Source organism: Pseudomonas sp. BIGb0176 (assembly GCF_024810175.1).
GTDB classification, from domain to species: domain Bacteria; phylum Pseudomonadota; class Gammaproteobacteria; order Pseudomonadales; family Pseudomonadaceae; genus Aquipseudomonas; species Aquipseudomonas protegens.
Genome location: NZ_JANUEC010000001.1, coordinates 316,390 through 331,729, shown reverse-complemented (window position 1 = coordinate 331,729; position 15,340 = coordinate 316,390). Strand labels below are relative to the sequence as shown.

Genomic DNA, 15,340 nt, shown 5'->3' with positions numbered 1-15,340 from the left:
GCTGCAAGCGAAACAGGGATCAGTCGCGCGTCGGGCCCGGCGCCAGCACTTCGCGGGAGCCGTTGGTGTTCATCGCCGTCACCACCCCGGCCATTTCCATGGCTTCGATCATCCGGGCGGCGCGGTTATAGCCAATCTTCAGCTTGCGCTGTACCGCAGAGATCGAGGCCCGGCGGCTTTCCAGGACGAACTGCACGGCTTCGTCGTAGAGCGCGTCGGCTTCCGGATCATCGCCGTCACCCCCGCCGCTGCTACCTTCGAAACCACTGCCCGCCTCTTCGACACCGTTGAGGATGTCGTCGTTGTATTCCGGCGCACCGCGCAGCTTCCAGGCCTCCACCACGCGGTGCACTTCATCATCAGAAACGAAGGCGCCGTGGACGCGGATCGGCAGGCTGGTGCCCGGCGGCATGTAGAGCATGTCACCGTGGCCCAGCAATTGTTCGGCACCGCCCTGGTCGATGATGGTCCGCGAGTCGATCTTGCTCGACACCTGGAACGCCATGCGGGTCGGGATGTTGGCCTTGATCAGGCCGGTGATCACGTCTACCGATGGGCGCTGGGTGGCGAGAATCAGGTGGATACCGGCGGCACGGGCCTTCTGGGCGATACGGGCGATCAGTTCCTCAACCTTCTTGCCGACGATCATCATCATGTCGGCGAATTCGTCCACCACCACCACGATGGTCGGCAGCTTGGTCAGCAGCGGCGCTTCGTCGTGGATGCTTTCGCGGTTGTACAGCGGGTCGGCCAGCGGGGTACCTGCTTCAATCGCTTCCTTGACCTTGGCGTTGAAGCCCGAGAGGTTGCGCACGCCCATCTTGGCCATGAGCTTGTAGCGCCGCTCCATCTCCGCCACGCTCCAGCGCAGGGCGTTGGCCGCGTCCTTCATGTCGGTCACCACCGGGCACAGCAGATGCGGAATGCCCTCGTAGATCGACAGTTCGAGCATCTTCGGGTCGATCATGATCAGCTTGGCGTCTTCCGGGCCGGACTTGAACAGGATCGACAGGATCATCGCGTTGACCCCCACCGACTTACCGGAACCGGTGGTACCGGCCACCAGCAGGTGAGGCATTTTTGCAAGGTCGGTGATGATCGGCTTGCCGCCGATATCGTGGCCCAGGGCCAGGGTGACCGGGGATTTGAAGTTGTCGTATTCAGGGGTCGAGAGCACTTCGGAGAAGCGCACGATCTGCCGGTCTTCGTTGGGAATCTCGATGCCCACGGTGGTCTTGCCGGGAATCACTTCCACTACGCGAACACTGGTCACGGCCAGGGAACGCGCCAGGTCCTTGGCCAGGTTGGCGATCCGGCTGACCTTCACCCCTGCCGCCGGCTGGATTTCGTAACGGGTAATCACCGGCCCCGGGTGGATCGAATCCACCGAGACTTCGACGCCGAACTCCTTGAGCTTGATTTCCAGCAGGTGGCCAACCGCCGCCAGGGATTCGGGGGAATAGTTCAGCTGTTTCTTTTCTGCCGGGTCGAGGATCGAGATCGGTGGCAAGGTGCCTTCCACCGCGCTGTCGACGAACAGCGGCACCTGTTTCTCTTTCTGCACGCGCTTGCTGGGCTCCGGCGCCTTGGTGGCGATCGGTGTGATCACTGGCGGCACCTGCTTTTCGCGCTCGGACATGTGCTTGCTCAGGGCCTGCTCGCGCTCGATAAGGCGCTCCTTGACCTTGGCCTGCTCGCGCTTGTCGGCCACGTTCGGGGCCACGACTTCATCGACCCGGGCATCCACTTCGCGCAATTGCGCCACCAGTTGCTTGCGCTCCACGCGCGCATCCCACCAGCGGTTGGCGGCGCCCTGGAACAGTTCGAACAGGTCGAGGGTGATCTTGCCGGTCACGTCCATCACCTTGAACCACGACAGGTCGGTGAACACCGTCAGGCCGAACAGGAACAGGGCAATGAACATCAGGGTGCTGCCCTGCACGTTCAGGGCGTTCTTGGCCAGGTCGCCCAGGCTTTCGCCCAGGGCGCCACCGGCACCGGCCGGCAGGCCCGTGGCGGCATGGAAATGGATATGGGCCAGCGCGGCGCCCGACAGCACCAGGAACACCAGGCCGATCAGCCGCCAGGAAAACAGCCAGCCGCTCCACTGCCAGGGCTCATGGCGCTGGCGGAAGATCTGGTATGTCTTGATCGCCAACAGCAGCGGGAAGATATAGGCGAAGTAACCCAACACCATAAACAGGATATCGGCGCTGTAGGAACCGGCCGGGCCACCGAAGTTCTGCACGTCTTCAATCTTGCTGTTATGACTCCAGCCCGGATCATCTTTCCCATAGGTCAGAAGTGCCATCATCAAGAACAGGCACAGGGCGCCAATGGCGATCAACGCACCCTCCTTGAGCCGGTAGTGCAATTGTTGACGCCAGAGCGGAACAACAGGTTTAGGTGCTGCGGTGGATTTCTTCAAAACGCGTCTTTTCCTGCGCCAAGGGCGCGTCCAACGGGTGATTGACTACAAGATACTGCTCAATCCGAGCAGGTAAATAAAGTTGACCGGCGTAACTGGGGCTACTTTTAACACTCTGCCCCTTGCTTCTGAAACAGTGCAATTCTGAATAAACCCGGTACAGCGTCGTATTGTACGGGTTTGTTCACGCCATGCCACGTCGGAACCCTCCGACCAGCATAGTCAACGGCCTGTTACGCACTGTTCAATTGGAGCATGCATTCTCTTTTGTGACAAAGGCTTATGAGGTGTTTTTATGAACGATGCGAAGCATTCACGCCTGATCATTCTGGGCTCTGGCCCTGCCGGTTACAGCGCTGCCGTCTATGCCGCTCGGGCCAACCTCAAACCGACGGTGATCACCGGTTTGCAAGCCGGCGGCCAACTGACCACCACCACCGAAGTCGACAACTGGCCCGGCGATGTCGAAGGCTTGACCGGCCCGGTGCTGATGGAGCGGATGCAGAGACACGCCGAACGCTTCGACACCGAGATCGTCTATGACCACATCCACACCGCACAGTTGCAGCAGCGGCCGTTTATCCTCATCGGCGACAGCGGCACCTACAGTTGCGACGCGCTGATCATCGCCACTGGCGCCTCGGCGCAATACCTGGGCCTGCCCTCCGAAGAGGCCTTTGCCGGCAAGGGGGTTTCCGCCTGCGCCACCTGCGATGGCTTCTTCTACCGCAATCAGGTGGTGGCCGTGGTGGGCGGCGGCAACACCGCCGTGGAGGAAGCACTGTACCTGTCGAACATCGCCAAAGAAGTGCACCTGGTGCATCGCCGCGACAAGCTGCGAGCCGAGAAGATCCTCCAGGACAAGCTGTTCGACAAGGCCGCCAATGGCAATATCCGCCTGCACTGGAACCAGCACCTGGAGGAAGTGCTGGGCGATGCCAGCGGCGTGACCGGCGCCCGCCTCAAGGACAGCCACAGCGGAGAAACCAAGGATCTGGCACTGGCCGGGGTGTTTATCGCCATCGGCCACAAGCCCAATACCGATCTGTTCCAGGGCCAGCTGGAGATGCGCGACGGCTACCTGCTGGTGCGTGGCGGCAGCGAAGGCAATGCCACGGCCACCGGCATCCAGGGGGTATTTGCCGCCGGCGACGTGGCCGACCACGTCTATCGCCAGGCCATCACTTCGGCCGGCGCCGGCTGCATGGCAGCGCTGGATGCGGAAAAATTCCTCGACGACAACTAAGCCCTCGCCCTACGCTTGTGGCGGGCCCGCAATGGCTCGCCACCGCCCTCCCCTGCCGCAAGTCTGGATACCATGCTGACCTGGTTACAACGCAACACACTCGACTTCCCGCCGCTGGAAAAGGCCATGCGCGAGCCCAATGGCTTGCTGGCCGCGGGCGGAGACTTGTCTGCCGACCGCCTGATCCAGGCCTATCGTCACGGCTGCTTTCCCTGGTTTTCCGAAGGCCAGCCGATTCTCTGGTGGTCCCCCGATCCGCGCACGGTGTTATTCCCGGACGAACTGCATGTCTCCCGCAGCCTGGGCAAACTGTTGCGCAAACAACGCTATCAGGTGACCTTCGATCAGGACTTTGCCGCAGTCATCAGCGCCTGTGCAGCGCCTCGCGCCTATGCCGACGGCACCTGGATCAGCGAAGCGATGCAACGCGCCTACCTGCAACTGCATCAACGCGGCTACGCCCATTCGGTGGAAGTCTGGGATCAGGGAGTGCTGGTGGGCGGCTTGTATGGACTGGCCATGGGGCAGCTGTTTTTCGGCGAGTCGATGTTCAGCCGCGCCGACAATGCCTCGAAATTCGGCTTTGCCACTCTGGTGGAACGCTTGAAGGCGTGGGGATTTGTGCTGATCGACTGCCAGATGCCCACCGAACACCTGCACAGCCTCGGCGCCCGATCCATTTCCCGGCCAGAGTTCGCGAATTACCTGAAACACCACCTGGACCTGCCGAGCCGCGCCATATGGGTTTCCTAGGCGGGTTTGCCGGGGGTGGCTTACACTTAATTGCAAAGCTTATTCCGAGGGTTGACTCATGACCGAGTTGGCGCGCCTGAAGTTCTATGCCACCCAACCCCACTCTTGCAGCTACCTGCCCGACGAACAGGCGACCACTCTGTTCCTCGATCCCAGCCAGCCCATGGACGTGCATGTCTACGCGGATCTGTCGGAAATGGGCTTTCGGCGCAGCGGCGATCATCTGTATCGCCCCCACTGCCAGAACTGCAACGCCTGCGTGCCGGCGCGCATTCCTGCTACACAGTTCCTGCCCAGCCGCCAGCAAAAGCGCATTCTCAAACGCAACAGCGACCTGACCGTACACGCGGCCAAACCCTGCTTCAGCGAAGAGTATTTCGACCTCTACCAGCGCTACATCGAGCAACGCCACGCCGATGGCGACATGTTCCCCCCAAGCCGCGACCAGTTCTCGACCTTTCTGGTTCGAGACCTGCCCTTCTCGCGCTTCTACGAGTTCCGCCTGGACGGCCGCCTGCTGGCCGTGGCGGTCACAGACCTGCTGCCCAATGGCCTGTCAGCGGTCTACACCTTCTATGAACCCGACGAAGAGCGCCGCAGCCTCGGGCGCTTTGCAATCCTTTGGCAAATCGGCGAAACCCTGCGCCTGGGGCTGGATGCGGTGTACCTCGGCTACTGGATCAAGAACTGCAAAAAGATGAACTACAAGACCCAATATCGCCCCATAGAGCTGCTGGTTAACCAGAGATGGGTGATCCTCAACTAGAAGGTCTTGGCTTAAACCCCACTTTTCGGGCACAATGCACGCCGCTTTTGCCTGGCGCAGTTGCACCGGGCCATTCATTGGACACCGAGGGCTTTACTGCATGTCGAAAGAAGACAGCTTCGAAATGGAAGGCACTGTCGTCGACACCCTGCCCAACACCATGTTTCGTGTGGAGTTGGAAAATGGGCACGTCGTAACCGCGCATATTTCCGGCAAGATGCGCAAGAACTACATTCGTATTCTTACCGGTGACAAAGTGCGCGTCGAGCTGACGCCCTATGACTTGAGCAAAGGGCGCATCACTTACCGCGCTCGCTAAGCAAGTCAATACAAGACGCCCGGTTATGCCGGGCGTTTTTGTTCGTCTGCAAAAAAACGTTTCAAACGCCAGATAGCACAAAGGCACCTCCCGGTGCCTTTGGCTGTACTGCTGTGTTATGCGGCGATCAAGCCATTTCCGCCGTGGTCTCGAAATCGAAGGTCAGCTCGCCATCCTTGATGTCGATGTGGACCACACCGCCATGGTCGGACAACTCGCCAAACAGGATCTCCTCGGCCAGGGGACGCTTGATCTTGTCCTGGATCAAGCGCGCCATCGGACGGGCGCCCATGGTCACGTCGTAACCACCGGCGGCCAGCCAGCTGCGAGCGGCATCGGTCACTTCCAGCTGCACGCGCTTGTCTTCCAGCTGCGCCTGAAGCTCGGTAAGGAACTTGTCCACCACGCTCTTGATCACTTCGTGGCTCAGGCGACCGAACTGGATAATGGTATCCAGACGGTTGCGGAACTCCGGCGTGAAGCTCTTCTTGATCACTTCCATGGCATCGGAAGAGTGATCCTGATGCGTGAAGCCGATGGAGGCTCGCGCCGCAGTTTCAGCACCGGCGTTGGTGGTCATGATGACGATCACATTGCGGAAATCCGCCTTGCGCCCGTTGTTGTCGGTCAGGGTCCCGTGGTCCATCACCTGCAGCAGCAGGTTGAAGACTTCCGGGTGGGCCTTCTCGATTTCATCGAGCAGCAATACGCAATGCGGCTGCTTGGTGATGGCCTCGGTCAGCAAGCCACCCTGGTCGAAACCGACATAGCCGGGAGGCGCACCAATCAAGCGCGAGACGGTGTGCCGCTCCATGTACTCGGACATGTCGAAGCGCACCAGCTCGATCCCCATGGCCTTGGCCAACTGCCGCGCCGCTTCGGTCTTGCCGACACCGGTAGGACCGGCGAACAGGAAGGAACCGACCGGTTTGTCCGGCGATTTCAGGCCTGCACGGGACAGCTTGATCGCGGTGGACAGCGAATCGATCGCCGCATCCTGACCAAACACCGTCAGCTTGAGATCGCGCTCGAGATTGCGCAGCAGCTCTTTATCGGAACTGGTGACGTGTTTTGGTGGAATCCGCGCGATTTTCGCCACGATGTCTTCGACCTGGGCCACTTCGATGCGCTTCACGCGCTTCTCCGCCGGCTGCAGGCGCTGATAGGCCCCTGCCTCGTCGATGACGTCGATGGCCTTGTCCGGCATATGCCGGTCATTGATATAGCGAGAGGCCAATTCTGCAGCGGCACGCAGGGCTTCATCACTGTATTCGATACTGTGATGCTGCTCGAAACGCCCCTTGAGGCCGCGCAGGATGCCAATGGTGTCTTCAACCGAGGGCTCGGACACATCGACTTTCTGGAAGCGCCGCGCCAAGGCCCGGTCCTTCTCGAAAATGCCACGGAACTCCTGGAAGGTAGTCGAGCCGATGCAACGGATATCACCCGAGGACAGCAGCGGCTTGAGCAGGTTCGAGGCGTCCATCACCCCACCGGAGGCCGCACCGGCACCGATGATGGTGTGGATTTCGTCGATGAACAGGATCGCCTGAGGGCGTTTTTTCAGTTCGCCCAGCAGCGCCTTGAAGCGCTTCTCGAAATCGCCGCGGTATTTGGTACCGGCCAGCAACGCCCCGAGATCCAGCGAGTAGACGACGCTGTTGACCAGCAGGTCCGGCACTTGATTGTCGACGATGCGCTTGGCCAGGCCCTCGGCAATCGCGGTCTTGCCCACGCCTGCCTCACCCACCAGCAGCGGGTTGTTCTTGCGCCGGCGCGCCAGGATCTGCGCTACGCGCTCGACTTCCTGCTCGCGCCCTACCAACGGATCAATGCGGCCCTGACGGGCCAACTCATTGAGGTTGCTGGCATAGGCATCCAGAGGATTGCCCGAAGAAGACGACTCACCACCCTCTTCGTCCTGCATATCCTGTTCACCTTCAGAATGATCGCCATGCCCGGGCACCTTGGAGATGCCATGGGCGATGTAGTTGACCACGTCGATACGGGCAACGCTCTGCTGTTTCAGCAGGAACACCGCCTGGCTCTCTTGCTCACTGAAGATTGCCACCAGCACATTGGCACCGGTGACTTCACGCTTGCCCGAGCTCTGTACGTGAAAGACAGCACGTTGCAATACACGCTGGAAACCCAGGGTTGGCTGAGTTTCGCGATCCTCGTCGTGCACGGGAATCAGCGGCGTTGTGGAGTCGATGAACTCCTGCAGGTCGTGCTTGAGTTTGTCGAGGTTTGCTCCGCAGGCACGTAAAACGGTGGCGGCGGCCTCATTATCCAAAAGAGCCAACAGGAGATGCTCGACGGTCATGAACTCATGACGCTTCGAACGGGCCTCCTTGAAGGCGAGATTGAGGGTGACTTCGAGCTCGCGGTTTAACATAGCTTCACCTCATACCCAAGTGGTCGGCGTTAACCGTCCTTCTCGATTTCACAGAGTAGCGGATGCTGGCTTTCCCGGGCGTACTGGTTGACCTGCATGGCCTTGGTCTCGGCGATGTCGCGGGTAAACAATCCACACACTGCCCGCCCTTCGGTATGGACGGCCAGCATGACCTTGGTCGCCAGCTCGCGATTCAGGTTAAAAAACATCTCGAGCACTTCGACGACGAAATCCATCGGCGTGTAGTCATCGTTGAACAAAACCACCTTGTACATCGGCGGCGCCTGGAGAGCAGGCTTAGCCTCCTGTACTGCCAAGCCAGCGGAATCGTCGTCGTGCAAGTCCGGGCGATCCTGATTGAATGTTAGTCGAATCTGGCTGATTGCATGCATGGAAAGAAAGGTTCGTCAGTTGTGCAAATACAGTGGTGGGGGCGCCCTGGAAGGATTTCAACTCCGACCGCCGGGTCAACTTGACTATCGGCAAAACGGTGTTACAACCAATAGGGCCCACATTGGGTAATAAACGTCCGCGGCGTCAACCTTTTTACCAAGCTTGGCGGCGGATGAACTGGATGATACTCCAGTGATGGAGTCTGTTGCAGAGGGATATGAGTATGGCTAGCGGTAAGGTCAAGTGGTTCAACAACGCCAAGGGTTATGGCTTTATTAATGAGGAGGGCAAGACTGACGATCTGTTTGCCCATTACTCGGCCATCGATATGGATGGCTACAAGACCTTGAAAGCCGGACAGGCTGTGAGCTTCGAGATCATCCAAGGGCCCAAGGGCCTGCATGCGATCAAAATCAGCGCGTTGAAGGTGCCCGGCGAAATCGTCACCGCCGAGGCCCAGCCCGAAAGTGCCCTGAGCTGATCCAACCAACATCCAGTCATAAAAAAACCGGCCGACTCAAGGGATTGAGTCGGCCGGTTTGCTTTGGGCGCCGTACAGCTTACATGTGCGAGATCAGCGCATCGCCGAAGGCCGAGGAAGACAACAGGGTTGCACCGTCCATCAGGCGTTCGAAGTCATAGGTCACGGTCTTGGCCGAGATTGCGCCATTGGTGCCCTTGATGATCAGGTCGGCCGCTTCGGTCCAGCCCATGTGGCGCAGCATCATCTCTGCGGAGAGGATCAGCGAACCCGGGTTGACCTGGTCCTTGCCGGCATACTTGGGCGCGGTACCGTGGGTGGCTTCGAACATGGCCACGGTATCGGACAGGTTGGCGCCTGGTGCAATGCCGATGCCGCCCACTTCCGCCGCCAGGGCGTCGGACAGGTAGTCACCGTTGAGGTTGAGGGTCGCGATCACATCGTATTCGGCCGGGCGCAGCAGGATCTGCTGGAGCATGGCGTCGGCGATGGCATCCTTGACGATGACGTTCTTGCCGGTTTTCGGGTTCTTGAACTGCATCCAGGGACCGCCGTCCAGCAGGGTCGCGCCGAACTCTTCGGCCGCCACTTCGTAGGCCCATTCCTTGAAGGCACCTTCGGTGAACTTCATGATGTTGCCTTTGTGCACGATGGTCAGCGAGTCGCGGTCGTTATCCACTACATATTGCAGCGCCTTGCGCGCCAGACGCTTGGTGCCCTGCAGGGAAACCGGCTTGACGCCGATGCCGCAGTTTTCGTCGAAACGGATCTTGGTGACACCCATTTCCTCCTTGAGGAACTTGATGACCTTGGTGGCTTCTGCCGAGCCGGCTTTCCACTCGATGCCGGCGTAAATGTCTTCGGAGTTTTCACGGAAGATGGTCATGTCCACGTCACCCGGCTTCTTCACCGGGCTGGGCACGCCTTCGAACCAGCGCACAGGGCGCAGGCATACATAAAGATCGAGTTGCTGACGCAGGGCCACGTTCAGGGAACGGATGCCACCACCGACCGGAGTGGTCAGCGGGCCCTTGATGGAAACCACGTAATCCTTCACTGCGTCCAGGGTTTCCTGAGGAAGCCAGGTGTCCTGGTCGTACACTTGAGTCGCTTTTTCCCCGGCATACACTTCCATCCAGGAAATCTTGCGTTCGCCGCCGTAAGCCTTCTTAACCGCAGCATCGACAACCTTGATCATGACCGGGCTGATATCAACACCAATACCGTCGCCTTCGATGAAAGGAATAATCGGGTTGTTAGGAACATTGAGAGAATGGTCTGCGTTGACGGTGATTTTGTCGCCGACTGCTGGAACCTGAATCTTCTTGTATCCCATGCTGAACTCCGTTGTGTGGATTGAACATCTGGCTGCGTTCGAGCGTACCCCAGTTGAATCTGGACGGGAACCTCATGTTCCACCCATATGCCGTGAAAGCTGCACAGTTCGCGGCCTACAAGCCTGAAAGCAAAGGGAAAAGTGCCAAAGTAAAGCACCCCGAGCGACTCTACGCCTGCACCCTGCCTGCGACCTTTAGACCAATGGACGAGAACGGGCGCCTATGAAGCATCGGCGTTTTGCTAGCTACCTATGTATAATGCCGCCGCTGACCACAGAGTCACGACGGCCGAACGCTCTGCTACCGACAAAACAAGCCGAGAATGGCCGCCCAAAGCCGGGTTGTTACCGCAGCCCACCCGCTTGACGCTCGACTGATGCACCCAACATCACCGCGAAGAAACCTCGACATTCGGCTCATGGATGACCTTTGAACGAAAGCGCTTACCCGGCGCACCTCGAGTTTCTGCGCACGCTTTAGCAAAGAAGAGAGTTAATCCGAATATGCCCACCCGCTCGAAGATCATCTACACCTTCACCGACGAAGCCCCGGCCCTCGCCACCTATTCCCTGCTGCCTATCGTAGAAGCCTTCACCGCTTCGGCTGATATCGCCGTGGAAACCCGCGACATCTCCCTGGCCGGCCGCATCCTCGCCAGCTTCCCTGAGCAGTTGGGTACCAAAGCGGTGCCGGACCACCTTGCCGAACTGGGCGAGCTGGCGGTCACCCCAGAAGCCAACATCATCAAGCTGCCGAACATCAGCGCCTCGGTCCCGCAACTGCAAGCCGCGATCAAAGAGCTGCAGGCCCAGGGCTATGCGCTGCCGGACTACCCAGAAACCGTGACCTGCGACGCCGACAAAGACGCCAAGGCGCGTTACGACAAGGTCAAGGGCAGCGCCGTGAACCCGGTCCTGCGTGAAGGCAACTCCGACCGCCGCGCTCCGCTGTCGGTGAAGAACTATGCGCGCAAGCACCCGCACAAGATGGGCGCCTGGGCCAAGGACTCCAAGTCCCACGTTGCCCACATGAGCAACGGCGACTTCTACGGCAGCGAAAAAGCGGCCCTGATCGAAGCAGCCGACAGCGTCAAGATCGAACTGATCGCCCAGGACGGCACTGCCACCGTCCTGAAGGAAAAGACCGCCGTGCAAGCCGGCGAGATCCTCGACTGCGCCGTAATGAGCAAAAAGGCCCTGCGCGCCTTCATCGCCGCTGAAATCGAAGACGCCAAGAAGCAAGGCGTACTGCTTTCGGTACACCTCAAGGCCACCATGATGAAGGTCTCCGACCCGATCATGTTCGGCCAGATCGTTGCCGAGTTCTATCAGGATGCCCTGAGCAAGCACGCCACCGTGCTGCAGGAAATCGGCTTCAACCTGAACAACGGCATCGGCGACCTGTACGCCCGCATCAAGGCCCTGTCGGCCGACCAGCAAGCTGCGATCGAAGCCGACATCCAGGCCGTCTACGCAGCCCGCCCTGCCCTGGCCATGGTCAACTCCGACAAAGGCATCACCAACCTGCACGTGCCGAGCGACGTGATCGTCGACGCCTCGATGCCTGCCATGATCCGTGACTCTGGCAAGATGTGGGGCACCGACGGCCAGCTGCACGACACCAAGGCCGTGATCCCGGACCGTTGCTACGCCACCATCTACCAGGCCGTGATCGAAGACTGCAAAGCCAATGGTGCGTTCGATCCGACCACCATGGGCAGCGTGCCGAACGTTGGCCTGATGGCGAAAAAAGCCGAAGAATACGGTTCCCACGACAAGACTTTCGAAATCAAGGCTGACGGCGTGGTTCGCGTCACCGACAGCAAAGGCAGCCTGCTGCTGGAGCAGAAAGTCGAAGCCGGCGACATCTTCCGCATGTGCCAGACCAAAGACGCGCCGATCCAGGACTGGGTCAAACTGGCGGTCAACCGTGCTCGCGCCAGCAGCACCCCGGCCATTTTCTGGCTGGACCCGATGCGGGCCCACGACGGCGTGATGATCGAGAAAGTTCAGGTCTACCTGAAGGATCACGACACCAGCGACCTGGACATCCGCATCATGTCCCCGGTTGAAGCCATGAAGTTCACCCTGGCCCGCACCCGCGACGGCAAGGACACCATCTCGGTGACCGGCAACGTACTGCGCGACTACCTGACCGACCTGTTCCCGATCATGGAACTGGGCACCAGCGCCAAGATGCTGTCGATCGTGCCGCTGATGAACGGTGGCGGCCTGTTCGAAACCGGCGCCGGCGGCTCGGCTCCCAAACACGTACAGCAGCTGCTGGAAGAGAACTTCCTGCGCTGGGACTCCCTGGGTGAGTTCCTGGCCCTGGCAGCCTCCCTGGAGCACCTGGGCAACACCTACAACAACCCGAAAGCCCTGGTGCTGGCCAAGACCCTGGACCAGGCGACCGGCCAGTTCCTCGACAACAACAAGTCGCCATCGCGCAAGGTCGGCAACATCGACAACCGCGGCAGCCACTTCTACCTAGCGCTGTACTGGGCTCAAGCCCTGGCCGCCCAGACCGAGGACGCTGCCCTGCAAGCGCAGTTCAGCACCCTGGCCAAGACCCTGACCGAGAACGAAGCGACCATCGTCGCCGAGCTCAACGCCGTACAGGGCAAGCCCGTGGACATCGGTGGCTACTACAGCGCCAACCCCGAGCTGGTGAGCAAGGCCATGCGCCCGAGCGCCACCCTCAACGCGGCCATCGCTGCGCTGGTGTAAGCACGAGCGAACACACAAACCCCGGCCCCGCGCCGGGGTTTGTGCTTCTGGCGCCCGCAGCAACCGGCCTGTCGGCGAAACAGACAGCGCTCGCTTCGCCGGCAAGCCGGCTCCTACAATGCCCACCCTTTATGAAAGGAGTGCCTTTATGGAATGGCAACCGCATATTACTGTCGCCACCATCGTCGAGGACCAGGGCAGCTTCCTGTTCGTCGAGGAATACCAGGGCGAACAAGCCGTGCTCAACCAGCCCGCCGGGCACCTGGATGCCAATGAAAGCCTGCTCCAGGCGGCCGTACGCGAAACCCTGGAGGAAACCGGCTGGGATGTGGAGTTGACCGGCGTGGTCGGCATCTACCTCTACACCGCCCCCAGCAACGGCGTGACCTACCAGCGCGTGTGCTTTGCCGCCAAGCCACTGCGCCATCATCCGGACTATCAGTTGGATGACGGCATCATCGGCCCGCGCTGGCTGAGCCGCGAGCAACTGCTGGAGCAACGGGCCAACTGGCGCAGCGAGCTGATCCTGCAGTGCCTGGACGATTACCTGGATGGCCAGTTGCACAGCCTGGCACTGATCCGACCAATGCTTTAACCGCAGTTTTAGCCTTGCAGGCCTCAGCCTGTTAGAATCGCGTCCTTTTTCAAGACACCCGTTGAATTCCTATGCGTGATCCAGCCCCTTCTGATAACCAAAAGAAGCGCGTCATTGTCGGCATGTCCGGCGGCGTGGATTCTTCCGTTTCCGCCCTCCTGCTGATGGAGCAGGGTTACCAGGTGGAAGGCCTGTTCATGAAGAACTGGGAGGAAGACGACGGAACCGAATACTGCACCGCCATGGACGACCTGGCCGACGCCCAGGCCGTGTGCGACAAGATTGGCATCAAGCTGCACACCGCCAACTTCGCCGCCGAATACTGGGACAACGTGTTCGAGCACTTCCTGGCCGAATACAAGGCCGGCCGCACGCCGAACCCGGATATCCTCTGCAACCGCGAAATCAAGTTCAAGGCCTTCCTCGACTACGCCATGATGCTCGGCGCCGACCTGATCGCCACCGGCCACTATGTGCGCCGCCGCGACATCGACGGCCGCACCGAACTGCTCAAGGGCCTGGACCCGAACAAGGACCAGAGCTACTTCCTCCACGCCGTTGGCGGCGAGCAGATCGCCAAGACCCTGTTCCCGGTAGGCGAGCTGGAAAAGCCCGAAGTGCGCGCCATTGCCGAAAAACACGACCTGGCCACGGCGAAGAAGAAAGACTCCACCGGCATCTGCTTTATCGGTGAGCGGCGCTTCAGCGACTTCCTCAAGCAATACCTGCCGGCCCAGCCCGGCGAGATCAAGACCACCGAAGGTGAAGTCATCGGCCGCCATCACGGCTTGATGTACCACACCATCGGCCAGCGTCAGGGCCTGGGCATCGGCGGCCTGAAAGACGCCGGCGAAGAGCCGTGGTACGTGCTGATCAAGGACCTGGAGCACAACGAGCTGATCGTGGGCCAGGGCAATGATCACCCCTGGCTGTTCTCCCGCGCCCTGCTGGCCTCCGACATCTATTGGGTCAACCCCATCGACCTGAGCCAGCCGCGACGCCTGACCGCCAAGGTACGCTACCGCCAGAGCGACCAGCCCTGCACCCTGGAAAAGACCGCCAACGGCTACCGCGCCACCTTCGACGACCCACAGCGCGCCGTCACTCCCGGCCAGTCCGTGGTGTTCTACGACGGCGAGATCTGCCTCGGTGGCGGCGTGATCGAAGTGGCCGAACCCTGGAGCAGCAAGGACGCCCGTCCATGAGCCCGATTCAGGAACAACTGACGGCGCTGGGCGGTGTATTCCTGGCCGCCGTACTGGTGGACCGGATCGCCAAGACCGGCCAGGTCAGCGAAGCGGCCTTGAGCTGCATGCTCGGCAGCCTGCTGATCCGCGACCCGAAAGACACCCTGGAAGTCTACGGCGGCGACGACATCAACCTGCGCGAGGGTTACCGGGCCCTGATCGGCGCCCTGGAGCGCGACCCCAGCACCCTGCAGCGCGAACCGCTGCGCTACGCTTTGTCGATGCTCGGCCTGGAGCGCCAGCTGGCCAAGCGCGACGACCTGCTGGAGACCATCGGCAAACGCCTGCCGCAGATCCAGTCCCAGGTAGAACATTTCGGTCCAGCCCACGAAAACGTCATCGCCGCGTGCGGCGGGCTGTACCAGGACACCCTGAGCACCCTGCGCCAGCGCATTCAGGTGCACGGCGACATGCGCAACCTGCAGCAGCCCAGCAATGCCTCGAAGATCCGCGCCCTGCTGCTGGCCGGCATCCGCTCGGCACGCCTGTGGCGACAGTTGGGCGGCCATCGCTGGCAACTGGTGATCAGCCGGCGCAAATTGCTCAAAGAGCTTTATCCGTTGATGCGCAGCAGCTGAGCTGCGCCTGATTTTTCAAGAGCTGCGCGTAAGACGCTGGTCAGTTGGCAACGGACCGGTGGATATTTTC

At 60.5% G+C, this 15,340-nt stretch carries 13 protein-coding genes; 9 read left to right on the top strand and 4 right to left on the bottom strand.

Annotated elements, in window-relative coordinates:
* Window positions 1–19 precede the first annotated feature (19 nt).
* A complete protein-coding gene (locus M2395_RS01310; protein ID WP_011062168.1) occupies window positions 20–2,428 on the bottom strand; it encodes a DNA translocase FtsK in 2,409 nt (802 codons plus the stop codon).
* Between the two features lie 295 nt (window positions 2,429–2,723).
* Between M2395_RS01310 and trxB the strand changes: the two genes are divergently transcribed.
* The 4 genes from trxB (at window position 2,724) to infA (ending at window position 5,512) form a co-directional block, all read left to right on the top strand.
* Complete coding sequence (trxB, locus tag M2395_RS01305; protein ID WP_015636286.1) at window positions 2,724–3,674, top strand: thioredoxin-disulfide reductase; 951 nt, start codon at window positions 2,724–2,726, stop codon at window positions 3,672–3,674.
* 72 nt (window positions 3,675–3,746) lie between these two features.
* Window positions 3,747–4,427 (top strand): leucyl/phenylalanyl-tRNA--protein transferase, encoded by a 681-nt coding sequence (aat, locus tag M2395_RS01300; protein WP_015636287.1) that lies wholly within the window; start codon window positions 3,747–3,749, stop codon window positions 4,425–4,427.
* A 58-nt stretch (window positions 4,428–4,485) separates the two neighbouring features.
* Window positions 4,486–5,193, top strand: a complete 708-nt coding sequence (locus tag M2395_RS01295; RefSeq protein WP_015636288.1) for an arginyltransferase — start codon at window positions 4,486–4,488, stop codon at window positions 5,191–5,193.
* A 100-nt stretch (window positions 5,194–5,293) separates the two neighbouring features.
* Entirely contained in the window at window positions 5,294–5,512 is a 219-nt protein-coding gene (infA, locus tag M2395_RS01290) for a translation initiation factor IF-1 (protein WP_002553999.1), read from the top strand.
* A 127-nt stretch (window positions 5,513–5,639) separates the two neighbouring features.
* Here infA and clpA read toward each other — a convergent pair whose 3' ends face one another.
* Both clpA and clpS read right to left on the bottom strand, forming a co-directional pair.
* A complete protein-coding gene (gene clpA, locus M2395_RS01285; RefSeq protein WP_011062172.1) occupies window positions 5,640–7,910 on the bottom strand; it encodes an ATP-dependent Clp protease ATP-binding subunit ClpA in 2,271 nt (756 codons plus the stop codon).
* A gap of 29 nt (window positions 7,911–7,939) precedes the next feature.
* Window positions 7,940–8,302: an ATP-dependent Clp protease adapter ClpS gene (clpS, locus tag M2395_RS01280; RefSeq protein ID WP_011062173.1), complete on the bottom strand. Its 363-nt coding sequence runs from the start codon at window positions 8,300–8,302 to the stop codon at window positions 7,940–7,942.
* 218 nt (window positions 8,303–8,520) lie between these two features.
* Between clpS and cspD the strand changes: the two genes are divergently transcribed.
* Window positions 8,521–8,784 (top strand): cold shock domain-containing protein CspD, encoded by a 264-nt coding sequence (gene cspD, locus M2395_RS01275; protein ID WP_019092905.1) that lies wholly within the window; start codon window positions 8,521–8,523, stop codon window positions 8,782–8,784.
* A gap of 79 nt (window positions 8,785–8,863) precedes the next feature.
* On the opposite strand, the gene icd is transcribed toward cspD, so the two are convergent.
* Window positions 8,864–10,120, bottom strand: a complete 1,257-nt coding sequence (gene icd / locus M2395_RS01270) for an NADP-dependent isocitrate dehydrogenase (RefSeq protein WP_011062175.1) — start codon at window positions 10,118–10,120, stop codon at window positions 8,864–8,866.
* 504 nt (window positions 10,121–10,624) lie between these two features.
* Between icd and M2395_RS01265 the strand changes: the two genes are divergently transcribed.
* From M2395_RS01265 to hflD, 4 genes are all read left to right on the top strand, one after another.
* Window positions 10,625–12,850 carry an NADP-dependent isocitrate dehydrogenase gene (locus tag M2395_RS01265; RefSeq protein WP_123430480.1) on the top strand — a complete coding sequence of 742 codons (2,226 nt, stop codon included), beginning with the start codon at window positions 10,625–10,627 and terminating at the stop codon, window positions 12,848–12,850.
* A 148-nt stretch (window positions 12,851–12,998) separates the two neighbouring features.
* A complete protein-coding gene (locus M2395_RS01260) occupies window positions 12,999–13,445 on the top strand; it encodes an NUDIX hydrolase (protein ID WP_053152686.1) in 447 nt (148 codons plus the stop codon).
* A 71-nt stretch (window positions 13,446–13,516) separates the two neighbouring features.
* The gene (gene mnmA / locus M2395_RS01255; protein ID WP_015636291.1) at window positions 13,517–14,650 is read left to right on the top strand and encodes a tRNA 2-thiouridine(34) synthase MnmA; all 1,134 of its coding nucleotides are present in this window, start codon (window positions 13,517–13,519) and stop codon (window positions 14,648–14,650) included.
* Complete coding sequence (gene hflD / locus M2395_RS01250; protein ID WP_011062179.1) at window positions 14,647–15,270, top strand: high frequency lysogenization protein HflD; 624 nt, start codon at window positions 14,647–14,649, stop codon at window positions 15,268–15,270. The genes mnmA and hflD overlap by 4 nt, the downstream gene beginning before the upstream one ends.
* The last annotated feature ends 70 nt before the right edge of the window (window positions 15,271–15,340 follow it).